Genomic DNA, 25362 nt, shown 5'->3' with positions numbered 1-25362 from the left:
CTCGCCTCAAATGTTTTCCGGCAGATAAATCTCAAACGGCAAGAACGTCTGCCATGGCGCCTCCGCGGTGCCTGTCTCGATTGCCCTGGCCATCAGCGTCATCAACTCTTGGCAAAGCGGGCGCAGGGGCGTGGCAACCGCCATCGTAATGAGGTCGTCCGCGAGTGCTGCCCGCGACTCTGGCGTGATCTCGTTGACGATCGCGAGGAGATTCCGACCATCGCCCTCTTCCCGGAGCGCAGCGATGGCGCCCTCCGTGCCTCCGCCGGCGACATACAAGCCGACAAGTTCGGATTCGCGTTGTATGACATCGAGCGTGGCCTCGTAGGTGGTTTGCCGCGTATCGAGATTCACGCGCGTGTCCAGCACCTCGAACATCGGCGCTTTCTCACGAAAGTATGAGCGAAAGCCGGTTTCTCGCAATTCGGGACCCTGAAAACGGTGGCTAACGACCAAGACCGCCACCTTGCCCGGCCTTTTTGCAACCTTGGAAAACATCCAGGCGGCCGTCCGTCCAACCTTGCGGTTGTTGAGGCCCAGATAGCCCTCGCGCACGCCGGCGGCAAAATCGGAAAGCAGCGAAAAAACCGGGGTTCCGTTCGATTTGAGTTCTTCGACAGCTGCCGTGACGGTTGGATGATCCGGTGCCATCATCGCGATCGCGTGGCAGCGTGCACCCATGTCCTCGAGCAGCTCGACCAGGTCGCCAGGCCTATGCGACGGCGCGAATTCAACGACTGGAATGCCCCGGAAGGACTGTGCCGCGCTGACAGCAGCTTTGATCTCTCGCGCGAAATCCTGATAGAAATGCTCGGCCGGCATTCCGAGAATAAAGCCTAATCGGTACTCCGGCAAAATCCGCTGCGCGCGCTGCTGCATGAGACCAGCTGCGTTGTAGCCGATGACGCGGGCCGCCTCGCAGACCCGTCGTGCGGTCTGTTCCCTCACCAGTCGACGGCCGTTCAAAACCCGATCGACGGTCGCTACGCTAACCCCGGCTTCGCGGGCGAGATCTGCAATTGTGGGGCGCTTAGTCATGATTCGAGTCTAACAGGAAGTCATGGGGAACATACAGGACGGGGTCACGGAATTTGACAGAATGTGTCAGCCTGTGGTTGATGCCGCGATGTCGCAGTAGATCCCTTCTTCGCCGGATTCGGCGATTACGGTGCGTGCTCGTTGGCAGTTCGACGCAACTGCATCGACACGCATCGACCGAAAGAACACATATGCAGCACGAGGTCTTTCAGGTCTCGGAGCCAAAAAGGACTGATCCCAAACGGCCCGATCATCAGGCGCCCCCCCTCTCACGAGACGATCCGCACACCGCCAGAGCGCGCCGCTGACGTATCCGCACCGGAGAAGTGTATTGTTGGGCGCAAGCAGCTTTCATTTTCCCGGTGCCCACAAGCCCATAGCAGCCTTTCGGCGACGGGCGAGTTCAAGAAGATTTCGAACAATCGCGGCTGCTTCGATACGCGCCCGGAATTATTCCATAGCGTTTCAGCTTGTCGTAGAAGGTTTTGCGGGGCACCTGCAGAAACTCGGTCGTCCTCCTCACGTCGCCATCGCATTCCCGCAATGCGTTGCGGATAACGGTCGCCTCATAAAAACTAACCTTTTCGGAAAGAGAGAGACTTAATTCAGCGCCTCTTTTTCCAGGGGGCGAATTCGGCGCCCCTTCAAGTCCCAATGCAACCCGATCCGCGAAATGTGCAAGTTCGCGGACATTGCCGGGCCAATCATGGCCCATGAGATGATTACGCACGGCCGCGGTTATCTCCCACACTGGCTTGCCGAAGCGTTTGCACGCGCGTTCCAAGAAATGCGCAAAGAGGATCGGGATGTCCTCGCGCCGCTCGCGAAGAGGCGGAATATTGACCGTCACGACGTTCAGACGGAAATATAGATCTTCCCTGAAGTCACCGCGGGCGGCCGGATCGCTCAGATCGACCTTCGTCGCAGCCACGACACGAACATTGATGCTGCGGGTTTCGTTGGTTCCGAGTGGCGTGACCTGGCGGGTCTCGAGTACCCTTAGGAGTTTAATCTGGAGTGCAGGCGGCATGGACTCAATTTCGTCGAGGAATAGCGTGCCGCCATTCGCGTATTCGAGGCGACCGATCCTACGCCTGTGCGCACCGGTAAACGCACCTGCTTCGTGGCCGAAAAGTTCGCTTTCGATGACACTTTCGGGCAGCGCCCCGCAGTTCAAGGCCACGAACGGCTTGGTACTTCGTCTGCTCCAGCGGTGAAGCAGATCCGCGACCACCTCCTTACCCGTGCCGGTTTCACCCTCCACAAGGACGTCAACATCCGTATCGGCGATCTGGCGAATCGTTTCTCGCAGCCATGTCATACTCGGCGCGTTCCCTAAGAGAGGCATATCGCCCGCGGATCGGACGACCGCATCCCTGAGGCGCCTGTTTTCGAGGACCAGGTGCCGGTTTTCGGAAGCGCGATTCAGCGTCACCAAAAGCCGGTCGGTCTCATATGGCTTGGAGATAAAATCGTAAGCGCCGTCCTTGATGGCGGCAACGGCGAGTTCGACGTCGCCGTGCCCAGTGATAAGGACAAAAGGGATGTCCGTATCGATTGCTTTCACCCGGTCAAAGAGCTGAAGCCCGTTCATTCTGGGCATGCGGATGTCGCTGACGACGGGACCATTGAAGTTCTCGTCGATTCTGGCGAGTGCGGCCTCGGCGGAATTGACGACGATAGGGCTAAAGCCGGCAAGTTCCAGCATCTGCCCTGCAGCGGGCAGCAGATCCTCGTCGTCGTCAACGAAGATGACAGGCCCTTTTTCGCCACTCATTCGGCGCGCCTCAATTCGATTGTGAAGGAAGTCCCCCTCTCGTGGCTGGCATCGAGTCGCAACGAGCCGCCGAGCTCGCGGGCGATTTCCTCTGAAATAAGCAGGCCAAGGCCGAGCCCCTTTTCCTTGCTTGTGGTGAACGGCATGAAGAGGCTCTTGCGAATTTCAGGGGCGAGGCCGGCACCGTTGTCTCGAACCGAAATGGTGACTGTTTCCTTGTTCTGGGCAAGTGCTATCTCGATCCGCGGCTCCGGCAGGCCCTTCAGGGCATCGAGCGAATTCTGCAAGAGATTGACCAGGATTTGCTCCAGCCGAACGAAACTTGCCATCACCGTCGGAGACGGATCTGTCCGTTGCCGTTCGATCGTCACGCCGCATTCGCGGATGCGGCCCGAAAGGAGCGAAAGCGCCCCGTCGATCGCCTCCTCCGCCGATATTGGCCCCACGGAACCGGTTGCGCGGCGAGAGAACGACCGCAGCGTTTCGGTGATCGCCCCGATACGTCCCGTTATAGCGATGATCGATTTCAAATTCCCGGCGGTTTCTCGCGGCCTGTCGCCTTGGAGAAGACGTGAAGCATTCTCGGCATAGGTGCGAATTGCGTTCACCGGCTGGTTAATCTCGTGAGCAACTCCGGCTGCGATCTGTCCAAGAATTGAGAGGCGATTCGCCTGAGAGAGTTCTTCACATAACCGGCGCACCCTTGCCTCGGCATTCTCGCGCTCGGCTATCTGAGCTGCGAGCGCTTCGTTCGAGCGGCGGAGCTCTGCCGTACGCAAGTTGACGCGATGTTCCAGTTCCGCGTTCATGTGCGCAAGCGCGTCCTGCCGTTGTCGGATCGCCCGGCGCCGTCGAACAATAACGGAAACGGCAAATGCCACGAGCACGAGGGCAAGCAGTGCTGTCGCGCGGGCTGTCATCATCGCCGCGGAAATCTCTGCATCGGCAGGAATGAGCAGTGACAGCCGCCAACCTGGGACCACTTTGCCGAGATCCTGCGAAACCGTGACAAAGCCGGCTGCCTTGTCGGCGGTACTTGCGGTGACCAGGTTGCCGCCGCGGTGCGAAAGCGGAACGGGCTCGAACGCCGCGCCAGGCAGCTGCAGACGATCGCGGGCGATTTTTGCCTCTTTTTTGGAAAGAGGAGAGAGAGTGCCAAAACGCCATTGAGGCACGCTGGTCGAAAGGACGACGCCGCGCTCGTCGCTCGTGAAGACTACGAAACCGCTCTCGCGCCAGCTCGACTCCACACGGTCGAGCTCGACCTTCACCACGACGACACCGAGTGGCCCCTCCGGTCCATCGATCCGGCTCGACAAGAAGAGGCCGGGGCGCTTGCTAACGGTACCGAGTGCGTATTGCGTGGCCATGCCGCTCGCCATCGCTTCAACGAAGTAGTGACGGAAACGGTAATCGCGGCCGACAAAACTGGTGGGCTCGCCGGCATTACTCGCAGCAACCGTCGTTCCCTCACTGTTGATGACGTAGATGACTGAAGAGGCGGCGTCGCGCGCGATGGCTCGAAGCTTTTCATCCAGCGCAGCTTCCCCACCGGTGCCCGGACTGCGAAGCATCTCCTGGACCGCACCATCACGAGCCAAGACGCGCGGAATCAATCGCTGCTTCTCGACGTCTCCTTTCAAAGTGTCGGCTGCAAGTGGGCGCGCGGCAAGAGCACGGTCGCGTAGGTCTGACTCAGCTTTGGTGCCGGCAATACGGCCGGCTGCAAAAACAAAAAAACCGAGCCCCGGACCAAGAAGTGCAAACAAAACCACAAGCCAGAGAAACCTGCCGGTGCCCAATCTGCCAGGGAAGTTGAACGGGGCCTTATGCAAGCCACCCTCGCTGATGCCGTCGTTTGCTACCGCGTTCTCCAGACTCAACCTTAGTGCCGGATTTCGCCAAATGGAACCACAGAGTGCGGAAATTCACACATGTGCGTGGCGCAACCTCCCTGAAAACATCCGAAATTGCGCGATCCGCTCGGCCTCTCCGGTTGGCATATGTCTTGCGACGAACAGCGCAGCAGCGTCCGACCGGAGCGCAGCGATCGGGAATAACCCGGGGAGGAGAGGCACTGCCGAGATCCGGTCTGGGAGAGAGATTTATGTTGACCGCAAAGGGCCCCAACGCAAACGCCGCGCCTCGCAAGCCTTTCTATGCACGGCTTTACGTGCAGGTGATTGCCGCCATCGCCCTGGGCGTCGCGCTCGGCCATTTCAACCCCGAAATCGGCGAAAACATGAAGCCGCTTGGTGACGCCTTCATCAAGCTCGTCAAGATGATCATCGCACCGGTGATCTTTTTGACCGTCGCGACCGGCATCGCCGGCATGCACAGCCTTCAAAAGGTCGGCCGGGTAGCCAGCAAGGCGATGGTCTATTTCCTCACCTTCTCGACGCTGGCACTGATCGTCGGCCTCATCGTGTCCAATGTCGTTCAACCGGGCGCCGGCCTCAACATTGATCCGGCCTCGCTCGATATCCAAGCCGTCAATCCCTATGCCGCAAAGGCCCACGAGCAGTCCGTGACGGGCTTTCTGATGAACATCATTCCGACCACGATTGTGGCCGCCTTTGCAGACGGCGACATCCTTCAGGTCCTTTTCTTCTCGGTCCTGTTTGGCATTGCGCTTGCGATGGTTGGAGAGATGGGCAAGCCGATCAGTTCCTTCCTCCAGGCGCTCACCGTGCCGATCTTTGCGCTCGTTGGTATCCTGATGAAGGCTGCCCCGATCGGCGCGTTCGGCGCCATGGCCTTCACAATCGGCAAGTACGGCATCGGCTCCGTCGTCAATCTCGCAATGCTGGTCGGGACGTTCTACCTCACGGCTTTTCTCTTCGTGTTTATCGTTCTCGGCGCGGTCTGCCGTTTCAATGGCTTCTCGATCGTTTCTCTCATCCGATACATCAAGGAAGAGCTGCTGTTGGTTCTTGGAACGTCCTCCTCGGAGGCCGCGCTGCCCACTCTCATGGAGAAGATGGAGAAGGCTGGCGCCAAGCGTTCAGTCGTGGGCCTGGTCATTCCGACGGGATATTCCTTCAATCTGGACGGCACCAACATCTATATGACGCTCGCGGCCCTCTTTATCGCCCAGGCGACGAATACGGATCTCTCGATCGGCGATCAGATCCTATTGCTACTCGTTGCTATGCTTTCCTCTAAGGGGGCGGCGGGGGTCACCGGCGCCGGATTCGTCACGCTGGCCGCTACTCTTTCTGCGGTGCCGTCCGTTCCGGTGGCTGGCATGGCATTGATCCTCGGTATCGACCGTTTCATGTCTGAGTGCCGGGCCCTTACGAACATCATCGGCAATGCCGTGGCAACGCTCGTGATCGCCCGTTGGGAAGGCGAATTGGATCAGGCGCAGTTGGAAGCCGCGTTTGCAGGGCATCATCTTGCCGAGACATTGGCCGGCCAGCCACCCGTCCCACAGCCGCCAAGTGAGGCCGCCTCGTTGCGACCCGTCCCTTCGCCGGATCGGTCACCACCACAGCACGGGCAAGCCGCAGACACCAAGCGAGGACTCGCGGATTGATGAAAACAAACGCGGCGACAGCAGCCCAATCGCGCTTGAGCAAACAACGTTCATCACTATGCGGGTTTTTGCCTGGAGCGCTGTTCACCGGCGCCGTGTCGACCATAGAGATTCAAACGAATCGACCCCGGGAAATCCAGCACGAGGATCGGGCGGTCCTGGCCGGCTATTGACGCGAGCGGTAGAAATACTGTGGCGCCTCATTAGCCGTGGTCGAAAAGCAATCTGGCGCAGATCAACGCCGCTTCGCAACCAGCCTCCAATATGTCGATGAACAAACGGCGAGGCATGCATATGCGAAGCATAGCCTCAGAAATAGACGTTTCGTCATGCCCCTTTAAAACCATCGCACGGAGGCAGATGAAGTCGATGAGGCAGTGTTGTTAGAAATAGGAAAGAACATTAATTGGCTCTTACAAGAAAGCTAACCTGAGTTTGAGATGACCTCAGACAAAAGGATTATTAGCACTTATAAAGGAAGTAGTGAAATTGATGGGGAGCTAAACATGAGCAAGTTGAGGGTGGATGATTGAGCCCTCAAGTCGACTGGAGAGGATATGTCGGGAACAAAACTAAAAAGCGTGCTTTCGTCGTTTTCGCAGGTGCCAAGGGAACTAAAGCCTTTGCCCTCCGATCGCCATTCGCTGGACGATAGCTGCGTCCGGTTGAATACGAACGAGAATCCATTTCCGATGCCGGAAGTCGTAATGCAAAGTGCAATTGCCGCCCTTGAGCAGCAGTATCTATATCCAGAACACGACAACATCGGCTTGAGGGAAGCGGCGGCTGATGCCTACGGCCTCACCAAGGATCAAGTGATTGCCGGAAACGGATCCTCCGAGCTGCTGGGACTCATCTACAGGGCCTTCCTCGCCCCTGGCGACAGCGTGGCGATGCTATCGCCAGGCTTTTCGTTCAACCGCAAACTCGCCATGTTGCAGGGGGCTCAATTTCTTGAAATCGAATGCGGTCAATCTGATGTCCTGCCGGTAGAGGAATTGCTCTCTGGTCCCGCAGAAGGCGCCAAGTTCATTCTTCTAGCTAATCCGAACAATCCAACTGGAACATTCGTTTCGGTGGCCGAGATCGAACGCCTCGCGGCGCAGTCGGATCGCCTGGATGAGGCCTATGTCGACTTCGCCCCGGATAATGGCCTGCGCCTTACCGATCATTATCCCAATATTCTGCTCCTACGGGCATTTTCAAAAAGCTACGCCGCCGCCGGTATCCGTATCGGTTTTGGATTGGGGCATCCCGAAATCATTGGAAGGTTGCGCAGCATCCAAAATGTTTTCAACATGAACGTGATCGGCCATGCGGTTGGCGTCAGCATCCTTGCGCATCGCGACGCCTATGAAGAGAACCACAGATACATCAAGCAGGAACGGGAGCGCGTGTCCTTCGCGCTCTCGCAACTGGGATTTTCCGTAACGCCTTCGCATGCAAATTTCTTGCTAGCCCGCGTGCCGCCAGGACAAGACGGTAGGTGGTGGCAAAAAACGTTGAAGCGGCGGAAAGTACTGGTCGCGACTTTTTCAAATTCATTTTTGAAAGAACACATAAGTGTAAGCATAGGCACAAAATAACAAATGGACAGACTGCTGTCTGGGACGTCTGATATACTGAGAAGACTAAAGCAGTAAGTATAACCCACCTGCCTATAGAAATCATATTTATACCCCCGCGGACAGGGGTTGCTTCGCAAAAATATGTCGTTGCTTTGAGCGCTTCGAGCTTCGTCCGAAGCAAGGACCTTCCGCGTCAAAACTCCGGAGACAATAGAGTGAAAAACGTCTTGCCTTCGAAGCCGACCTTCGGAATCTTCGATCACTTGGATGAGGACGGTCGCGACATCGGCCTACAATGCGCCGATCGTCTCAAGCTGGCGGAGGCCTGCGATCACCTCGGCTTTTATGCATATCATCTCGCAGAGCACCACTGCACCCCCCATGGGAGAGGTGTGTCGCCAAATCTCTTCTTATCGAGCGTCGCACAGCGCACCCGCCAGCTGCGTGTGGGGCCGCTGGTGATGCTCCTTACCCTTTACCATCCGCTTCGGGCGTTCGAAGAGATCTGTATGCTCGACCAGTTGAGCGGTGGTAGGGTGGAGCTCGGTATTGGGCGAGGCTCTCTCTCAGCCGAATTGGGTTATTTTGGGATTGGCGCGGACGCAGTGCCAGGCCGTTATTCGGAAGCCAGCGAAATCGTAATCGCCGCCATGAAAGGCGGGAAGTTATCCTATCGGGGCCGCCACTTTGAGCTGAATAGCGTTCCCTTGACGCTTAGACCCCATCAGCGCCCGCGTCCTCCGACATGGGTCGCCACCAATCGACCCGAATCGGCAGGTTGGGCCGCCGCGAATGGCGCAAATCTCGCGTGCGTGGGGCATAGCTCCTCCGTACGCAAAGTTACCGACGCCTTCCGCGCCAAGCGGGAGGAAACCACTGACAAAGGTAATCCGTCGCCGTTGCTGGGATTGCTGCGCATGATCGTGATTGGGCGTTCTGACACGCATGCCTATTCGATCGCGGCACCTGCTTATGAAACATGGCTCAAGAGCTTCAAGTTTCTTTACGACCTCAATGGCATTCCAACTCCACCAAACCTGCCGCTGACCCTCGAAGCGGCGATTGAAAGTGAACTGTGCATAGCGGGAACGGCAGCTTTTGTGCGGGACGCTCTTCTTGGTCAGTTGGAAGTGGCTGGGGCCAACTATCTTCTTTGCCAGCTCGCGTTTGGGGATTTGCCATTGGAAGCGTCTCTGTACACTGCAGTGACGATTCATTCTGAAATCATGACCCGATTTGGCTGACCATGAATCGTGGCGTAGGGCGGCTCGAAGGTGTCGCCCGCGGCGTCTACCAGCAACCAGCCCGCTGCCAGACCATAGCCTTGCAGCGCGTGGCCGACGTGGGATTCCATCGCTATGCCTGCCTAGGTCGGACGCCGTTTCCGGACGATGGTTAGAACTGGTTTTCTGGGACGCGACACTTCACGGGACCACATTGCCCCACGTTCCCAGCCCCCTCGCTCAACGTCGCTGTTCACACGGACCGTTTGCCACTGCCCGTCTTGCAGGCGGCAATCCACTGCATCGCCGAGGTTGGATCTTCCAATATGACGGCCCGTTTCGCAAAGCCGTAAAAGGCAGCGCGGGCTGCGCTTAAGGGCTTGTTCCCATCATAAGCGTCAAAACATGCTTTAAAGGCAGTCTCATGAATCAGGTCCCTGCGATCTTCGGGCCACTCATCGAGAAAATCGATGGCGTCCTCGAGGTCCGCAATCTCTTGCACGACATAGGCGGCACGCTTCACGAAAATCGGACTGCCGAAGGCCTGCGCCTTCATTTCGTTTCCTCCCGACCTGCTGAACAGCCGACTTGCGAGGCGGCGTCATCGACACCCGCCGACCATTGCAGAATGTGTTGTCAGCCCGATGACGCTTCAAGAGAAAAGTCGGCAATTCATCCTCGGAAGGAAATGGATCGATCACCAGTCTACTGCCGCAAAATTGGCCACGTCGACAATGTCGATCGTTCTGGACGCCGCCGATGAACGGTGAACCCAGTCGGCCAACCCGGTCATTCACCGCAACGCAGCGAAAGACAGCACGACATCGCCTGGCAGCGCGCCGATATGGGAAGCCGCAAGCTCAGGCTGAATTAATCCAGCCCAAGCCTTTTCTTCAGTTCCGTATTTTCCTTGCGCAGACGATCCGCAAGCAGGCTCTTCAGCCGCTTGTTTTCTTCCTCGAGCGCGACGAGATCCTTCAGCTCGTCGCTGTCCGCTGCAGGCGTCGCCGCTTTCTTCCAAAGATAATATGTCTGTTCCGAGATGCCGGCCTGCTTCACCGCGCTCTTGAGAGTGGCGCCGCCGCCGATCAACGTCTCGATCTGAGCGAGCTTCTGGCCGCGCTCCTTTACCGAGTAGACCTTGCGGCCTGTCCGTGCCGATGGCGGTGCTTCAGTGGTCGCGGATGTCGGCTTGGCGCCGTTCTTACGGCCAGGCGCGCTCGGCTCAGCCTTTGGCTTCCTCGACCGCGGTGTTCTCGCCCTCGATTTTGACTTCTCCGCTTCGGCTGCCGGTTCGGTAGGAATTACTGCTGTTTCGGTTTCCAGGCGATTTGCCATGAAATTCTCCATTTGCGGTTTGTGCAAAGGTTCAGCATCAAGGGCCGCGACAGTAGAGTCAACAAGCTGACGATTGGACAGTTGAACCTTCTGGAGCTCCTCTGAAGTTTCGCCCATCGCCGCGGCGATGTCGAAATCGCCCCAGATGGAACGGGCGGCTTTTTTATAACGGCGCTTCTGTTTGACTTCCACGGTGAATGGTCGCGTTTGCCGCCTCATAGTTCCTTCCTGATGAGAAACGAATAGAAGAATGAAGTCGCCGCTCGGAACTCCTGGCGCTTCCTGGTTCGCGCCGAGCTTTATCGTAAAAGTCCCTCGACGAGCAAGTGATACCGGTCGCGCCAGTGTTCGCAAGCGGGCCGAGCGCAGGCCTCCGCGCGAGGAGAATGGAATGCACCGCTACGGGAGTGGGTTGCATTCGGCTCGGAAACGCTTGAGCGTCCGAAGCTGCAGGGCGGTGCAGTATCGGATCAGATGTCGCATCTTGCCGTCGGGGAACTCGGGAACTCTTCTTGAAATGAAAAACTGCTGCATCTCGATTGTGCTCAGTGCGCATGAAGAACTCGCCAGCAGATGATAACGGCCGATCTCGCCAGCGGTTTAGCGTCAGCCCACAACTATCTGCCTGGGTTAGCAGGCGCGCTCACTGTGGCAGCTTGGCTTGAGCCGCGAGGCCGTGGTTGAGTGAGCTGAAGAGATCCAGCCTCGCGGTCGATTCCGAAGCTTCCCACAATGGCGAAGAGAACATCTCCACTCGTACCCTTTCAGCACAAGACATTCCGTTCTCTGTGGTCGGCGGCCCTTGTTTCGAATCTTGGGACGCTAGTTGAAGGTGTGGCGGCTGCGTGGCTGATGACGAGTATTGCCAGCTCCCATGGAATGGTGGCGCTCGTACAGGCATCGACCACCTTGCCCTACATGATCTTCTCGCTCGCAGCCGGAGCGCTTGCGGATAACATTGACCGTCGCCGGATCATGCTAATGGCGCAACTGCTGATGGTTTGCGTATCAGCGTCCTTGGCGCTCTTGACCTACGCCGGGGAAATCACACCCTGGACCCTTCTGGGTCTCACGTTCCTGATCGGCTGTGGTTGGGCATTGCACGATCCGTCGTGGCAAGCCTCGATGGGAGATATCCTGCCTCGCGAAGACCTCCCAAGCGCAGTTGCGCTCAACGGCATGAGCTACAACCTCATGCGCAGCATCGGACCGGCGATTGGCGGCATAATCGTGGCGACCGCCGGGGCGGCCTTCGCGTTTCTCTTCAATGTATTTTGCTATGTCGCCCTGATCGCCGCGCTGTTACGCTGGAAAACTGTACCGGCGCGACGAGCGCTGCCGCGGGAGGCTTTCGGAAGCGCGATGGCGGCAGGATTCCGCTATGTGCTTCTGTCGCCAAACCTTCTCAAACTGATGTGCCGGAGTTTCATTTTCGGCCTCACCGCAGTCGTCATTTTGGCTCTCCTGCCGTTGGTTGTTCGCGAACAGGTTAAGGGCACTGCGGTCACCTACGGGGTCATGCTTGGCTTTTTCGGTTTGGGAGCGATCTGTGGCGCGCTCCTCATCGGACGCGCCCGCGAAATTCTCTCCAACGAATGGGTCGTTCGCGGTGCGTTTTTTACACTGGCGATCAGCTGCTTGTTCCTGTCGTGGAGCGAGCACGTTTGGCTTAGCTGCCTGCTCGTCATGCCAGCCGGTGCGGCATGGATCCAGTCATTCTCGCTGTTTAACGTCACAGTTCAGCTTTCGGCGCCTCGGTGGGTGGTGGGACGAGCCCTCTCTCTCTATCAGACGGCCGCATATGGCGGCATGGCAGCGGGAAGCTGGCTCTGGGGCCAGTTAGCGGATCTGCAAGGCGTTTCGGGAGCCTTGCTCGTCGCAAGCTTGGTTCTTGTATTTGGCGGACTGCTCGGCGTTATTTTGCGTCTTCCGGATCTTGAAACGCTCAAACTCGATCCGACCAACACGTTCTGCGAGCCAACCCTGCAGCTTGACCTGCGACCACGAAGCGGACCGATCATGATAATGGTCGATTATCGTATTCACCAGAAAGACGTTCCAGAATTTCTCAATGTGATGGCATCATGGCGAAAAGCCCGACTGCGAGATGGAGCCAGGCAATGGGCGCTGCTGCGTGACCTCGAAAAGCCCGAACTGTGGACCGAGTGTTATCATGTGCCAACTTGGGTCGAGTATGTTCGCCACAACGAGAGGCAGACCCAAGATGACGCCGAAATCGTTGCGCGCCTTGAAGCCCTGCACTGTGGCGACTGCCCGCCCAAAATTCACCACAAGATCGAACGGCAAACCGTGAGCGTACATGACGATATGCCGCTCCGGCCTCATTTGGACAGGACTTGAACGAAACCGCAAACCAATAACTTGGCTCAAGAGAAGGCGGCGTCGACCGGAAGCCCGTTTGCTCAGAACTTGGGGCAGATCTTGGGCCAGCTGTGCGCCAAGCGCGTAGCGTTTGCATCTTCGCCCATGAAGGCTAACGCCACGTCAGATTTCGGCGATCTATGCTACGCCAATGAATAACCGATCCTCGTCGGGCTTCAGCCAGTCTATGACGCGTGCTTTTCTGGGACGCTGCGAGGCTTGGAGAAAAAATCACGGGACCTATCGCGAGCCTTTTCGTGAAAATCAAATTCTCGTCATGGGTGGTGGCGAGATCGGCATCGCACAGGCGCTCGATCTGCTTGTGCAAAGCCGGCGACGCGTCGGCTATCACCGCTCGGCAAAACGCTTGCACGAATGCGCTGGCTCCTCGGAGCTTCGCGCCTCAGATCTGTAGCCCGCTGCTTCGGAGGTGTCGAGTTGCTCATCGGGCGTGTCGTCGAACGAGGCGTGGTTGAGCCTGTAGAGTTTGGAATAGAGACCGCCCATTTCGATCAATTGGTCGTGCTTGCCGGATTCGGCGACTTTGCCATTCTGGAGAACGACAAGACGGTCGGCGCCTCGGACTGTGGCAAGGCGATGGGCGATGACGAGGCCAGTGCGGCCTTCGAGGAGCCTGACCAGTGCCTTCTGAATCAGCATTTCCGTGTAGCTATCGATATTGGCGGTTGCTTCGTCGAGTACCAGAATCTTGGTGTTTGCGACAAGCGCACGCGCAAAGCTGATAAGCTGGCGCTGGCCCCGCGAGAGATTGCCGCCGCCTTCACATAGATCGGTATCGTATCCATTAGGAAGGCGCACGATGAAGCTGTGCGCGCCGACCGCCATGGCGGCCTCGATAACCTCTTCCCGCGTGGCTTCAGCCTTGTGGTAGCGGATGTTCTCGAAAACCGTGCCGGTAAAAAGGAACGGCTCCTGGAGCACCATGGCGATCTGAGGGCCAAGCGATTTCTGGGTGAGATCGCGCACATCATACCCGCCGACCAGCACCTGCCCCTCCTGGACATCATAGAAGCGGTGGACGAGGGCCATTGCACTGGATTTACCTGAACCGGTCGGCCCGACCAGGGCGACGGTTTCGCCGGGATTGACCCGAAACGATACGTTCTTCAATACCGGATGCTTGGGATCATATCCGAAAGTAACGTTCCTGAACTCGATCGAGCCGTCCATCTCGGGCGAAAGCTCCGTGGCATTCGGTTTGTCCCGGACCTCAATCTTGACGTCAAGCACGTCGATCAGTCGCTTTCCCGACGCCATTGCCCTTTGCATGATCGAATATTGCAAGGTGAGGGAGCGGATCGGATCGAAGAAGCGCTGGATGTAGAAGAGGAACGCGACCATCACACCCACATCGATGCGATCGCTCATGACCATTGAGCCGCCGACGACGATGACGACAGCCATGGCAACGCCCGTCAGGCTATCGACGATCGGCACCATGATCTGGGCGTATTCGGCGGCGGTCAGATGTGTCTTGAGATTGGCGCGGGCTTTGTCGTCATAAAGCATTAAATTGACCTGCTGCCGGTCCATGGACTGCACTGCCCTTACGCCATGAATGGCTTCGGCCAGCGCGCCATTGGAAACCGAATTGGCCTCGTTGGCAGCCATGAAGGCGCCGCGGGCGTGCGGCAGCCAGAAGATGCGCACGATGAGGAGAACAGGCACCAGTGAGAACGTAAGGAGCCCCAAGCGAACATCGAGCCACAGCATGACGAAGACGATGCCAAAGACAAGAATGATGTCGCCCAGGCAAAACACCGAGGTTTCGAGGAGTTCCTGCATGGAATTGACGTCGCCCTGCAGACGCGACATCAGCCGTCCCACCTCTGTCTTGTCCATAAAGGAAAGCGCCACGTCCTGCAGATGGCCGAACGTGGCGCGGCGAATATCGAACAGAACTTTCTCCGCCATTTTGTAGATCACGATCTCTTGCGTGTAGCTGGCGCCGAAATTGACCGAAATGGTGAAAAGGAATGCGCAGGCGGCTGCGAGCAGGGCCGAACGATCGCCACTTCCCGGCTGCATGCCGTGGTCGATAGCAAAGCGGATGGTCAGCGGGACGAGAAGCTGCGTGCCGGTGAGGATCAACATCACGGCAACCGAGACTATCAAGTTGGTGCGGTAGGGTCGCACGAACGCCCAAATGCGCCGGACAATATTCTTGTCAAACGCCTGCCCGAATATCTCCTCTTCGATGCGGTGCGAACCGACGACCGCATGGGGCGGACGCCGGTCGTCGCGGGCATCGTCGCGCTCCGTCTCGACTTCGCCACGCTGGAGCATCAGCTCACCCCCTCTTGGTTGGGCAGCATGTCATCAAATGCGCGCACTTGGAGATCGTAGAGGGCCTTGTAGCGTCCCCCCTTCGCCAGAAGCTCCTCATGAGTGCCACGCTCGACAATCTCGCCGTTCTCGATAAACAGGATTGCGTCGGCATCCATGAGCGAACTTAGCCGGTGGCCGATGATGATGGTCACGCGGTCCTTGGCAAAGAGTCGCATCGCGGAGCGAATGCGCTGTTCTGTGGCGGCATCGACCGCGGCAGTCGAGTCGTCGAATATGATGACCGACGGGCGCAGCATCATCGTGCGAGCGATCGCCAGGCGCTGACGCTGGCCGCCCGACAGGGATACGCCGCGCTCACGCACCACCGTTTTGTAACCGGCCGGCAGCCGGAGAATGTAGTCGTGAAGCTGAGCCGACTCGCTTGCGCGCTCGATCCGCTGTGCGTTGGCCCAGGGATCGCCATAGGCGATGTTGTTTTCGATCGTCGTGGGGAAAATGAATGCATCCTGCTGCACGACCGCGACGGCTCTGCGAAGCGTCGCCAGGGTGACCTCGCGGATATCCTGGCCGTCAAGCGTGATGACGCCGCTGGCGACGTCGTAAAAACGAGGGATCAGATGAGCTATGGTCGACTTGCCCGAGCCGGGCGGGCCGACAATTGCAATCGTTTCGCTCTTGCGGGCTTCAAAACTGATATTCTTCAGAACTGGGCGGTTCTCAGGGTCCGGATAGGCGAATGAAACATCGTCGAAGCGCAAGGTGCCCTCGCTGATTTCGAGCGGTTTGGCGTCTGCTGCGTCCTTGATCGCGATATCCAGGTCGAGTAACCCGAACAGGCGCGAACCGCATGTCGAGGCGCGGGCGAAGCCATCGACTATCAAGCCTATCTGGCGAACGGGCATCTGGAGGATGGTCATAAAGGTGAGGAACGTGGCAAGTTTTCCGACGCTGATTTCGCCTGCGATGACCTTGTTGCCGCCGATCCACAGAACCAACCCCATGGCGAAAAAGAACGAGAAATTCATCGCGGAAATATCGCGCACGTAAATCTGGGCCCGTTCGTGCATGAGGCCAAGCGCACTCTTCGATGCGCGGTCGAACTTCAGCATCTCGTAGGCCTGCGCTGCAAACGCGCGGACAACCCGGATGCCGGTAAGATTTTCTTCCATTACACGGCTGAGGACGCAAAGCCGCTCCTGCAGGTCAAGCCATGTGGCCCGCAGCTTGATCTGTGTGATTGATGAGCGCCATCCGACGAAGGGCACAAAGCTCAGCGCGAGGAGACCAAGAACCAGGTTGATGGAAATCAGCATGTGGGCGCCGACCCCGATCAACATGACGAGCAGAACGGCGCGAACCAGAGCGGCAGAGAAGTACATACGCACGCCTTCCAGATCGAGCATGCCGATCGTGATCAGATCGGCTGAATGCGCCTGGTCGTGAAAAGAAAAGCTGAGCCGCTGGATCTTCTCATAAAAAGCGACCCGCAGTTCACACGCGACGTGATGTCCGACCGCTTCGGCAAGATAGTTCTGAGCCAGCGTGAAGAGGCCGCGCAGCACGCTAATGGCAAGCAGCAGGAGCGCCGAGGTCCACAGCCCCTCTTGCGCTGCCGCTCCGTTGACACCCCCGCCGATGGCTGTCTGGGTCTGGTCGATGGCCTGGCCGAGGAGCTCGGGGATGAGCAATTGGAGCGATGCCGCAACGAGTGTCGAGCCGATAGCCACGGTGACCAGCCAGGGGTGCCGCAAATTCATCCGCGTAATGCGGGCGATCGTGCTCAAGCCCTGGACCGAACCGGCCGCTTCTCCATTCGCGAGCGAATTCCCGGGCTTCGTCACGCCGCGGATAGCCTTACCGTTCGGGGGTGCATTCCAGTGATATTGGGCCGTTTGGAGGGTCTTGAGGCGCACGACTCCCCCGTCAAATGCCCATGACATGCAAAGCTGGCTATCATCTGCTAGACGCCTGTCCCAACCAGTTGAGCCGCGGCTTCGCCTGCCGGCATGTCTATGACCGTGATTGCGTTTGCTGCAAGGAAGCGGCGTTCGTTTTTGGTCAGCGTTGCCGAGTCAATAGCCGCGAAGTGCGGGCCGCTTGAGCGCTTGATGACCTGTCTGGCGTAGGTGCGCAGCATCTGGTCGTCGAACCGGCAGCCGAAGAAGAAGAAACCGCGCTTGGTGCGCCGTTCCTTCACGGCTCGAGGGATCGGAGTCTGGATATCGATTTCGGTTAGGGCCTCGACGTAATCCGAATCTGCGATAAGGAAGTTTGCCGCCGGCTTGACGCTGCCGTGCGGCGTATAGAGGACCGTCGTTGCCGCCGAGTCTGGTTGGAGTTCCGTTCCAGACAAATCGTACGTTTTCGTCCAAACGTCGCCAATTGCGTGCGCCCGCGTGACGCCTTGAATTTCGACGACATCAGTGCGGCCGGTGTCTATGAGGGCCGCCCGCATGGCGCCGTCGTACCAGGTATCGACGATCAGCGAGAGGGGAAGTGTCGCGAGCCAGGCATGGAAAACGGTCGGCGCCACCGGCCCTGCGAATATCTCAGCCATCCAGGCTTGGAGCGTCCGCCGATGCCGGCGCTGCTCGATGAATTGAGCGACCGACCACATATTGGTGCGAATCTTGGAAGGAGCGGGCGCCCGCGCGTTGAATGCGGCGGCAACGGCTTGCGGCGTGTGCGGTACCGGTGGTTCCTCGTACCTAAGCCGAAGCAGGTCGGGACCCAGATACGGGATGATCTCATCGGCGCAGAGAGCCTTCTTCAGCAGGTTAAGCTGCTTTGCGGCATGGCTGTCCCGATTGATCACAAGATGGCCCAAGGCCAGAATCTTATTCATGCTCGTTTCCCGTTGACGCTCTCAGGTTGCCGACCTGCGGCATCAATCCTCGTCGGAAATCTTTCTTGCCTCGACGGTGATTGGCAAAGGTGTATCTCGCGGAAGGTCGGGCAGAACGAGCCGCCAGCCGTTCCTGAGCGTTATAGACCCTCCCCATAGCTCTTCATTCTCGACGCCGATGATCGGCTCTTCGAGATCCTTCTTGGGCACATACGCCGATAGGCCGGCGTCGGTCTTGCGGATCATAACCTTCATCGGGCTGTTCCCTTGTTAGTGACCACAAGTGATTTCGGCACAAGGATCCCCGGATTTGTCGAGGCTGATGAGTTCGTGGGCGCGCATGCCAACGACGGTGCCGCGATCGAACCATTCGACCGCATAGATGTAGAACTGCTGGAGAAAGGTGCCGATGTCGCGCACATAGCCTTCATCGCCCTTCCGCACGAGGTTTGCGCCTATCTCGCTACCGGGATAGGTGCCGTCATTCTTGATGTGGCGTGTGGCACGGACCCGCTCGCCCGGCATAAATCGTGGAGGCTTGCGGATCTCGACCTCCTGTTCGCGTCCGAGGCCCATCCCCTTCCTTCCTTTCTCGCGGCTGCAGTTCGTTAACAAAGGAGGTCATGGCGTGCTCCGGAAGCGACCCCGACCGTGCCGGTGACCCGACTGGAGGTTAGGCGGGAATGCAGGTCCCCGGCACCGGGCATACCGAGGCGCATTGCTGGGTATCGAAGGCCTCCTTGCATTCGGTGCACTGCTCCGGATCGATCACGTAGGTCTCGCCCTTGAATTTGATCGCACTCGATGGACATTCGAACTCGCAGGCACCGCATTGCGTGCATTGCGAGGCGATGATCTTGAAGGCCATTTCTCAACTCCTGATTCGGTTGGGACGAGACACTCAAGCCGTCGCCGCCAGTGGTTCGCTCCCAAACTCGGCGGCGTAAAGCGCGCTGATAGCGGTCTCGATGTAGCCGTAGCCATAAACATCCATTGCCCGGATTCCAGCTTCTGCGAGCTGATCCTTGGGGCAATCTCCGATTTTGGCGCACAGCACGATGTCGATGCCTTTGAGCGCAGCTATGATGCTGTCGAGGGTGGCGTCCGCGCCTCGACCGCCGAGGCAATACTGCTCGACCTTGCGATGCCCGATAAAGCTGATCCCCCTCTGAGAGGCCTCATAAACCTGGAATTCCGCCGTATGGCCGAAATGTTCGTTGATCCGGCCGCCGCCCTTTGTCGCCACAGCGATGAGGAGCGATTTGCTGGAACCCGCTGCCTTGACCGTCGCGATCGCTTCGCTCTTGGCTACCACGTGATCGCCGCGCTCGCGCGCGACCACCTCCCGATAGGCCTCGCGCTTGCTGGCGTCGTAGGTGATGTCGTCCGAAATCTGGTCGATCGTGAACTCCTTGCCACGATCCTCGCCAAGCAGGCCGACAGCATCGGCCCGGCACTGCCGGCAATGGCGCATCAGCTTGGCGCCACCTTCGAGGCGATCCTGAAGCGTCTTCAGTTCCAACGCCGTTGGGCCGCGCTGCCCGGTCAGGCCGAAATGCGTACCGTGCGCCGGGTCGGAAATCAGTGGCATGACATTGTGCAGGAACGCGCCACGCTCCTTTACCCATTTATTGACCTCGATCAGGTGTTCGTCGTTGACGCTGGGGATCATCACCGAATTGATCTTGGTGAGGATGCCGCGCGCGGTCAGCATCTCCAGGCCCAACATCTGCCGCTTGTGCAGGATCCTGGCAGCGTCGATGCCGGTGTGGCGGCGATGGTTGTAAAAGATCCAAGGATAGATCTTTGCGCCGATTTCGGGGTCGACCATGTTGATGGTGATTGTCACGTGATCGACATTCATGTCGGCAAGCTCGGCAACATGATCCGCCAGCGCAAGCCCGTTGGTGGAGATGCACAGCTTGATGTCGCGGATTTCACTGGCGACGCGTTCGAAAGTTTCCTTTGTCTTCTTCCAGTCGTAACAGGCGTCGCCCGGTCCGGCGATCCCGAGCACGGAAAGCTGGGGCACTTCGTTGGCGACCGCGATTACCTTGCGTCGCGCCTGGTCTGGGGTCAGCTTTTCCGAGACGACCCCGGGCCGGCTTTCATTGGCACAGTCATATTTGCGATTGCAGTAGTTGCACTGGATGTTGCAGGCTGGCGCGACCGCCACATGCAGGCGCGCGAAATAATGGTGCGCCTCTTCGGAATAGCATGGATGGTCCTTGATCTTCTCCCAGACCGCGGAGTCCATCTCGTCCGGCTTTGCGGACGAGCCGCAGGATGAAGATGCGCAGCCGGTGGATTTCGCGATCGTCAGCAACTTGTCGAAGGATTTGGTGCTGACCAAACTCTCAAGCGAAATCGTCGGTAAGGACATGAACGGCTCCGTTCCTGGGGTGGACGTTGCAGTTCAAAGCGCAAAAGTTGTGCCAGCTCAAAAAGCGGTTTTAGTTCAATATGTTGGCTTTCATGCGCGATTCCGCCTGTTCGTTACGTCACATTTTTGTCGGACTTGCGACTTGAACAGGTCGGCTCGCTCGGCATCGGCCGGGTTCCAGCGATGCTCGCCGAGCGCCAGCTCATGGTCGCCGAGATTGGGCGCGGTCTTCCCAAGCAGATAGTGCCTTGAAGCGGCCGGTGTGCCGGAAGCTCGGCCGGATGCGGTAGAGCCAGGAACGCTTTTGGTGCCACGCGCCGCGTGAAGGGCGAGCCCGAAAGCTGCTCGGCATTGAGGCCGTAGGCCGGCCGCTGCGGCGAGTTGCGCCCCTGGGGCAGCGAGCCGGGCAGATGGGTATTCGGCTTGCGCAGGAGCGGATTTGCGAGCTCGTCGAAGGCATGCCCGATCTCGAAGAGATCATGGAGGCTGCTGGCCGCCCGGCGGTAGTGCGCGCCGAATTGGCTCGCCTGCACAAAAAGTGCTCACGATAACCAGGAATAACGCGACCTGCCGGTGCTTGATGACGGTTATCGGTGTCGGCGACGTGGTGGCGCTCGCCTATGCCGCGACGATCGACATTCTGCAGCGATTCAGAAGCTCCAAGGCGGTGGGGCCTATCCTGGGACTGACGCCGAAGCTCGACGAGTCCGGTGCGGGAAAGGCATGATGCGGACCTTCATCTATGAGCCTGCAAACGCTGATGACTCGCGTAACGAAATGGTCGTGATACAAGCACACGCTTTCTGCCGAAATGGAGAAAGGCGCACCCGAATATGCCACAAAGGGAGGGCGCAGTCCCAGGCATTTCGTCAGCGTCCGGCAGTGCCACGATGATGCGCATGGTGTCCCGCCGATAGGGTAATCTGAAGCCCAGTTCTCCGTCGCAGCGGTAGTAGAACGGCCCTGCCGATCTCGCCCAGGACAGCTTCCAATATCGCTTTACTAACTCGAAAGCGGTCTGCTCATTCGGATTGATGACGGAGACGGCGGACTCATTGGAAGGCGTCAATTTATGCATCTTTCATGCAAAATTGCTTTGGCCGAAAAATATACCGTTATATCAAGTGTTTGCCTTTGCGATTTATGCAGGAGGACCTACGGTCCAACGTGTGCGCCTCCGCCGGGTTTCACCCTGTGATATTTTTCGACAAGGTCAGGCGCGACACCGTATGCGACGCAGTTCAACTCATTGATAGACGCGATGATGTCCACGAAGGACTGAACTATGACATCCAGGTCTTCTCCCTCGAGCTCCCTGAATGCGTCTCTCGCGAAATCGCTTGACATCAAATCGGGACTGGCGACTGCCTGGCTGAGATACTCCGCGACGGCGTCGTCAAGGCGCCGTCGCATTCTGATCTCCACTGAGCGCGGCACTCTCTTGGTGGTGGTTGCCACAAGGTAGGACGGCGCTGTGATTGCATAGCCTTCGGCGATCGCTTTACCGAGGTGGCTTGTATCAGCCAGTTCGTACCATGTCGTCATGCCGATCCCGTAAGCGGCTCTACCCACTCCGATGAAGGAGATGGGAGGCAGTCCTGCTTTCAGTAGCGGGATGTTGCAGAGCAGTCGCCCGGTCCTCTTGTTGCCATCTATGAAGGGCTGCAGGTAAGCGATGCCTGCAAGCAAAGCGAAGGAGGCCTCGAACGGGTCTTTCGCTGTGGACGCCTTCCAGCAGAGCTCCGAAAGTCCCATTGATAACTCGGTGTGGTCGGACGACGGAACGTATGAACTGGTCGTGATGCTAACCGGCTCGCGTCGAACCGCGCCGAGATTGTTCTGCCTGACCAGAGTGCGCATGAGCATCGCGTGCAGTCTCATCACCGTCTCCGGAGCGATCTCCACTGTCGCGATGTTGTCGATAACCCATCCAATCGCCTGCTTGTGGTTCAAGATCATTTGGACTTCGATTTCAGACTTTCCCCCCGCGACCTCCGCGTATTTGATGAGCGCCTCGGTCTCAGGCAGGGAATAAGTATTTCCTTCAAGCGCCGAAGAAGCCCAGGACATCTCGATCAAGAATCTTTCGGCAATTTCACGCGTGTAGGTGGAAGGATCGAGCTCTAGGCTACCCTTTCCGACGGACTCGGACATGAGCGCGTGCGAAGCAGGATCAAGCCAGGGTGCAACGTTAGGGTCGTAGGATCCAAAGCGGTCTGGATCGTATTTCACCTGCGGTCGAAGGTGGCCTGGAATCGCAAACCACTTCGCTTCCGCCGTTAGGCTGAACGACGCATCTCTCGTGGTTCCAGACTTCTCGACGAGCCCGGCTGCGCCGAGTTTGGCAAGAGCTCTTGAAACCGAAGACTGACTGGACGGGGCAAGCTCTAACAACTGGATTATCTTCGCCTGCGAAAGCCCATTGCCGCCACGCCGAACGAGGGTCTCATAGATTTTCTTTTCCAAGCCCTGGAGTTCCGGGACGCGAAGTACGGGATGCATAATAGCACTGCCTCTCATCATTTCATCCAATATATGCATAAAAGCTGCATAATTTCAAGCACCGTGTCCTAGAAAGGGCGCGGAATGCATAAATTGTTACCGCAAGCAACTGATAATAAACGACTTTCGAGTATTGGATTGCCAGCATAAAAGCTGCATGCGAGCACGGGAAATCGCATCTCTCGTGCGGACACCTCAGCTCCAGGGACAGAAGGCGATGGTCTTAGTACCGTCAACGAACGTCGGCGAGGCTGCAAGCGGCCCTGCGCGGTCTCGGGCTTGAAGTGCCGCTCTATCATTCCAAACTTGGGGACGCATGGGAGCGGCAGGAGCTCGTCAAGCGGTTCCTTGGGCAAAGCAGACCGACCGTCGACCATCATCTGCACCAATGCCTTTGGTATGGGGCTCGACGTGCCGAACGTCCGCCTCGTGATCCGTTGGCAGCAGGCGGCGTCGGTTGAGCACCAGCTACGTGAATTCGGCCGCGCCGGACGGGATGGGAAGCCTCCCGTGGCGGTCATGTTCCACAACGGTTCGAGCGTGGGCCGCGATATCTCAAGGCTGCGTTTCATGGCGGAGAAAACGGTGGAGACAGCACAGGTACTCGCGCTCGACCGGGAGCAGATGCTGGAGCAGCGCCATCATCAAATTGATCAGGTCAGCGAGCTAATGAGGACCCGGTCCTGCATGCGCACCGCGATCTCGGAATATTTTCAGGGGCCGAAGATCGCCCGGCGCCCAAGCCTTTCGGTCAGGGTTCTGGATTGGGCGTTCAGCAGCCGGGGTAAGGCTCGACGCTTTCGGGCCTGCTGCGACCATTGCAACCAACCAGAGATCAAACGCCGTGGAATGTCGGGGTACGTCGCCCGCGTCATTGCTGGCTACGGAGCCGATGCGGGAGCTGCAATTTTGGTGGGGTGAGGCGCTCTGCGGCCGAACAAATCAGAAAGGAAAGAGATTCGCCACGATGAGCTCGCCGCACACTTGGTCATAGATGCACCTTCACTCCGGAGAAAGTCACGTCCCCTCTGAGGATAGGAGTCTGGCGTTCCAAGCAGCTGGATTCCGTGTGCCTTACGGTCGCAGCCGGTCTAACGTACTCGCGTCGGCCATACCGTTCGCACGTCAGTTCAGCCGGCCATCGTCCCTTGGCCAAAAGCAACGGTTTGCTCCGGCGGCTCTCAGATTCTGCTCAGCTCTCATAGCGCGTCAGTTTGTTGTCAGGTCAGCCAAGCTACGTTCCGCCTCAAGGAAGCAATGGTTGTTAGGTGATTGCGACCTCCCGACTGCGAGTGAAAGGTATTCGAGCGTCGGCCCGGCCAAGGGCCTGCTCGATTTACCGATCGGACAAGGTGCTTCCTTCAGAGCTCCCGGGTTCGGTGCCTAGGCGCGCTTTGGGGTTCCTGAGCGACGACCATGTTGGCTCGCCTGTCGTTGCTCCACACACTTTAGGCGATGCGTTGTTGCCTGGATCGGAGACGAAACATGACCAACATCGGCCGGACGGGAAGATCGCGCATCGGAGACACTCCAGCCGGTGGCGCCCCGGACGGCAGGCCCCGCGCCGCATCAGGTCACGCCGCGGCAGAAGGTGGAAACGCGTTCAACTCGATTGTCGAGCGGACGCACAGCGAGCCGCAGGCTAGCGAAGCTTCTTCCAGCCGCGTCGCAGGCCGCGGTGATGATACCCCGCAGGACCGGTCCGCGCGCGTCCCCGTTGGTCAACCACGACTTTTCGCTTCCGCATTGCGCGGAACGGGCATGGCGCGGCGCCGTTTTCCTTTGGCGCGAGAAGGTGAAGCAAGCGAGGAAGAAAGCGCTTTGCGTTCTGACGATGAGCCGGGACGCGGTGAAGGACGGCAAGCGATTCCTTCGCGTTCCGATGCCGGATCGCGGCGCAGAGATGGCGTCACCGAAAGCTCACACACCTCCGCCCCGTCGCATGGTCGAAACCCATCCGGCATGGAGGCCAGGCCGCCACGCCGTGACGATGGAGGCGCGCGCGATAGCCGTTCCGGTTCACGGCGGCAACCGGGCCCTTCGGATTCCGATGCCGGATCGAGGCGCAGAGATCGCGTCCCCGAAGGCTCTCGCGCCTCCGCCTCCTCGCTTGGAAAAACTCCGTCCGGCATGGAGGCCAGGCCGCCACGCAGCGACGATGGGAGCGCGCGCGATAGCCGCCGCATAGGTTCTCAACGGCCTGAAGGGTCGCGGCAGCAATCAGGCGCTTTGCGGGCCGAGGGCGGACCCTCGCGCCAGGCGCAGCGGTCCGGACTTTCCCACGGAGGCGGGCTACCGCCGCATAGACAAACTGCCGATTTGCAAGCGGGACGCGTCTCTCGCGCAATGTCGAGTAATCTGTTCAACAATGCCCTCGATGACATTGGTCGAGCTCGGGACATCGTTCAGTTCTCCTGTGCGGTGGTGCGCCACAGCGGCATGCTGCGGGACCAGGAAG

18 protein-coding genes and 2 pseudogenes are annotated in these 25362 nt (G+C 58.5%); 6 read left to right on the top strand and 14 right to left on the bottom strand.

The window, feature by feature from the left end; translation table 11 throughout:
- Nucleotides 1-6 precede the first annotated feature (6 nt).
- The 3 genes from RFM98_RS30040 to RFM98_RS30030 all read right to left on the bottom strand — a co-directional run bounded on the left by RFM98_RS30040 (nucleotide 7) and on the right by RFM98_RS30030 (nucleotide 4698).
- On the bottom strand, nucleotides 7-1038 hold the full coding sequence (locus RFM98_RS30040; protein WP_320216508.1) for a LacI family DNA-binding transcriptional regulator: 1032 nt from the start codon (nucleotides 1036-1038) through the stop codon (nucleotides 7-9).
- 403 nt (nucleotides 1039-1441) lie between these two features.
- Nucleotides 1442-2815, bottom strand: coding sequence for a sigma-54-dependent transcriptional regulator (locus RFM98_RS30035; protein ID WP_320312127.1), 1374 nt, complete (start codon nucleotides 2813-2815; stop codon nucleotides 1442-1444).
- Nucleotides 2812-4698 (bottom strand): sensor histidine kinase, encoded by a 1887-nt coding sequence (locus RFM98_RS30030; protein WP_320312126.1) that lies wholly within the window; start codon nucleotides 4696-4698, stop codon nucleotides 2812-2814. The genes RFM98_RS30035 and RFM98_RS30030 overlap by 4 nt, the downstream gene beginning before the upstream one ends.
- 224 nt (nucleotides 4699-4922) lie before the next feature.
- Between RFM98_RS30030 and RFM98_RS30025 the strand changes: the two genes are divergently transcribed.
- The 3 genes from RFM98_RS30025 to RFM98_RS30015 all read left to right on the top strand — a co-directional run bounded on the left by RFM98_RS30025 (nucleotide 4923) and on the right by RFM98_RS30015 (nucleotide 9165).
- Nucleotides 4923-6353 (top strand): dicarboxylate/amino acid:cation symporter, encoded by a 1431-nt coding sequence (locus tag RFM98_RS30025; RefSeq protein ID WP_320216505.1) that lies wholly within the window; start codon nucleotides 4923-4925, stop codon nucleotides 6351-6353.
- A gap of 557 nt (nucleotides 6354-6910) precedes the next feature.
- Nucleotides 6911-7939 (top strand): pyridoxal phosphate-dependent aminotransferase, encoded by a 1029-nt coding sequence (locus tag RFM98_RS30020; protein WP_320312125.1) that lies wholly within the window; start codon nucleotides 6911-6913, stop codon nucleotides 7937-7939.
- 197 nt (nucleotides 7940-8136) lie between these two features.
- The gene (locus RFM98_RS30015) at nucleotides 8137-9165 is read left to right on the top strand and encodes an LLM class flavin-dependent oxidoreductase (RefSeq protein ID WP_320312124.1); all 1029 of its coding nucleotides are present in this window, start codon (nucleotides 8137-8139) and stop codon (nucleotides 9163-9165) included.
- A gap of 232 nt (nucleotides 9166-9397) precedes the next feature.
- Here RFM98_RS30015 and RFM98_RS30010 read toward each other — a convergent pair whose 3' ends face one another.
- Together RFM98_RS30010 and RFM98_RS30005 are read right to left on the bottom strand one after the other, a co-directional pair.
- Nucleotides 9398-9700, bottom strand: a complete 303-nt coding sequence (locus tag RFM98_RS30010; protein WP_320312123.1) for a DUF982 domain-containing protein — start codon at nucleotides 9698-9700, stop codon at nucleotides 9398-9400.
- 314 nt (nucleotides 9701-10014) lie between these two features.
- Nucleotides 10015-10701 carry a transposase gene (locus RFM98_RS30005; RefSeq protein WP_320216501.1) on the bottom strand — a complete coding sequence of 229 codons (687 nt, stop codon included), beginning with the start codon at nucleotides 10699-10701 and terminating at the stop codon, nucleotides 10015-10017.
- A 513-nt stretch (nucleotides 10702-11214) separates the two neighbouring features.
- Here RFM98_RS30005 and RFM98_RS30000 point away from each other — a divergent pair.
- Complete coding sequence (locus RFM98_RS30000) at nucleotides 11215-12843, top strand: MFS transporter (RefSeq protein WP_320312122.1); 1629 nt, start codon at nucleotides 11215-11217, stop codon at nucleotides 12841-12843.
- Between the two features lie 369 nt (nucleotides 12844-13212).
- Here the strand turns inward: RFM98_RS30000 and RFM98_RS29995 are convergent, their stop codons facing one another.
- From RFM98_RS29995 to RFM98_RS29960, 8 genes and pseudogenes are all read right to left on the bottom strand, one after another.
- Nucleotides 13213-15171, bottom strand: coding sequence for an ABC transporter ATP-binding protein (locus RFM98_RS29995; protein WP_320312121.1), 1959 nt, complete (start codon nucleotides 15169-15171; stop codon nucleotides 13213-13215).
- Nucleotides 15171-16931 (bottom strand): ABC transporter ATP-binding protein, encoded by a 1761-nt coding sequence (locus RFM98_RS29990; RefSeq protein WP_320312137.1) that lies wholly within the window; start codon nucleotides 16929-16931, stop codon nucleotides 15171-15173. The genes RFM98_RS29995 and RFM98_RS29990 overlap by 1 nt, the downstream gene beginning before the upstream one ends.
- 203 nt (nucleotides 16932-17134) lie before the next feature.
- Nucleotides 17135-18019: an SIR2 family protein gene (locus tag RFM98_RS29985; protein WP_320312120.1), complete on the bottom strand. Its 885-nt coding sequence runs from the start codon at nucleotides 18017-18019 to the stop codon at nucleotides 17135-17137.
- A 42-nt stretch (nucleotides 18020-18061) separates the two neighbouring features.
- The gene (gene nifT, locus RFM98_RS29980; protein WP_040971429.1) at nucleotides 18062-18274 is read right to left on the bottom strand and encodes a putative nitrogen fixation protein NifT; all 213 of its coding nucleotides are present in this window, start codon (nucleotides 18272-18274) and stop codon (nucleotides 18062-18064) included.
- Nucleotides 18271-18595 (bottom strand): annotated as a pseudogene (locus RFM98_RS29975) (nitrogen fixation protein NifZ). Before RFM98_RS29975 ends, nifT begins: the two are co-directional and overlap by 4 nt.
- Nucleotides 18596-18692: 97 nt before the next feature.
- A complete protein-coding gene (locus RFM98_RS29970) occupies nucleotides 18693-18887 on the bottom strand; it encodes a 4Fe-4S binding protein (RefSeq protein ID WP_320216494.1) in 195 nt (64 codons plus the stop codon).
- 33 nt (nucleotides 18888-18920) lie between these two features.
- Nucleotides 18921-20402, bottom strand: coding sequence for a nitrogenase cofactor biosynthesis protein NifB (gene nifB / locus RFM98_RS29965; protein ID WP_320312119.1), 1482 nt, complete (start codon nucleotides 20400-20402; stop codon nucleotides 18921-18923).
- A gap of 152 nt (nucleotides 20403-20554) precedes the next feature.
- Nucleotides 20555-20833: pseudogene (locus RFM98_RS29960) on the bottom strand (homogentisate 1,2-dioxygenase); the annotation flags it as partial.
- Between the two features lie 149 nt (nucleotides 20834-20982).
- Between RFM98_RS29960 and RFM98_RS29955 the strand changes: the two are divergent.
- On the top strand, nucleotides 20983-21129 hold the full coding sequence (locus RFM98_RS29955; RefSeq protein ID WP_320256166.1) for a transposase: 147 nt from the start codon (nucleotides 20983-20985) through the stop codon (nucleotides 21127-21129).
- A 428-nt stretch (nucleotides 21130-21557) separates the two neighbouring features.
- Here RFM98_RS29955 and RFM98_RS29950 read toward each other — a convergent pair whose 3' ends face one another.
- The gene (locus RFM98_RS29950) at nucleotides 21558-22868 is read right to left on the bottom strand and encodes a Fic family protein (protein ID WP_320312118.1); all 1311 of its coding nucleotides are present in this window, start codon (nucleotides 22866-22868) and stop codon (nucleotides 21558-21560) included.
- 384 nt (nucleotides 22869-23252) lie between these two features.
- Here RFM98_RS29950 and RFM98_RS29945 point away from each other — a divergent pair, with 384 nt between their 5' ends.
- Complete coding sequence (locus RFM98_RS29945) at nucleotides 23253-23825, top strand: helicase-related protein (protein ID WP_320312117.1); 573 nt, start codon at nucleotides 23253-23255, stop codon at nucleotides 23823-23825.
- Nucleotides 23826-25362: the final 1537 nt, after the last annotated feature.

Origin of the sequence: Mesorhizobium australafricanum, from assembly GCF_033977265.1 — a bacterium.
GTDB classification, from domain to species: Bacteria; Pseudomonadota; Alphaproteobacteria; order Rhizobiales; family Rhizobiaceae; genus Mesorhizobium; species Mesorhizobium australafricanum.
The sequence above is the reverse complement of the archived record's forward strand: the minus strand, read 5'-3'. Positions and strand labels throughout refer to the sequence as shown.

What these genes read in the sequence shown, in the direction of transcription:
- RFM98_RS30040 (WP_320216508.1), bottom strand. Translation starts at nt 1,038, where the DNA reads ATGACTAAGCGCCCCACAATTGCAGATCTCGCCCGCGAAGCCGGGGTT.
- RFM98_RS30035 (WP_320312127.1), bottom strand. Translation starts at nt 2,815, where the DNA reads ATGAGTGGCGAAAAAGGGCCTGTCATCTTCGTTGACGACGACGAGGAT.
- RFM98_RS30025 (WP_320216505.1), top strand. Translation starts at nt 4,923, where the DNA reads ATGTTGACCGCAAAGGGCCCCAACGCAAACGCCGCGCCTCGCAAGCCT.
- RFM98_RS30020 (WP_320312125.1), top strand. Translation starts at nt 6,911, where the DNA reads ATGTCGGGAACAAAACTAAAAAGCGTGCTTTCGTCGTTTTCGCAGGTG.
- RFM98_RS30010 (WP_320312123.1), bottom strand. Translation starts at nt 9,700, where the DNA reads ATGAAGGCGCAGGCCTTCGGCAGTCCGATTTTCGTGAAGCGTGCCGCC.
- RFM98_RS30005 (WP_320216501.1), bottom strand. Translation starts at nt 10,701, where the DNA reads ATGAGGCGGCAAACGCGACCATTCACCGTGGAAGTCAAACAGAAGCGC.
- RFM98_RS30000 (WP_320312122.1), top strand. Translation starts at nt 11,215, where the DNA reads ATGGCGAAGAGAACATCTCCACTCGTACCCTTTCAGCACAAGACATTC.
- RFM98_RS29995 (WP_320312121.1), bottom strand. Translation starts at nt 15,171, where the DNA reads ATGCTCCAGCGTGGCGAAGTCGAGACGGAGCGCGACGATGCCCGCGAC.
- RFM98_RS29990 (WP_320312137.1), bottom strand. Translation starts at nt 16,931, where the DNA reads ATGAATTTGCGGCACCCCTGGCTGGTCACCGTGGCTATCGGCTCGACA.
- RFM98_RS29985 (WP_320312120.1), bottom strand. Translation starts at nt 18,019, where the DNA reads ATGAATAAGATTCTGGCCTTGGGCCATCTTGTGATCAATCGGGACAGC.
- nifT (WP_040971429.1), bottom strand. Translation starts at nt 18,274, where the DNA reads ATGAAGGTTATGATCCGCAAGACCGACGCCGGCCTATCGGCGTATGTG.
- RFM98_RS29970 (WP_320216494.1), bottom strand. Translation starts at nt 18,887, where the DNA reads ATGGCCTTCAAGATCATCGCCTCGCAATGCACGCAATGCGGTGCCTGC.
- nifB (WP_320312119.1), bottom strand. Translation starts at nt 20,402, where the DNA reads ATGTCCTTACCGACGATTTCGCTTGAGAGTTTGGTCAGCACCAAATCC.
- RFM98_RS29955 (WP_320256166.1), top strand. Translation starts at nt 20,983, where the DNA reads ATGACGGTTATCGGTGTCGGCGACGTGGTGGCGCTCGCCTATGCCGCG.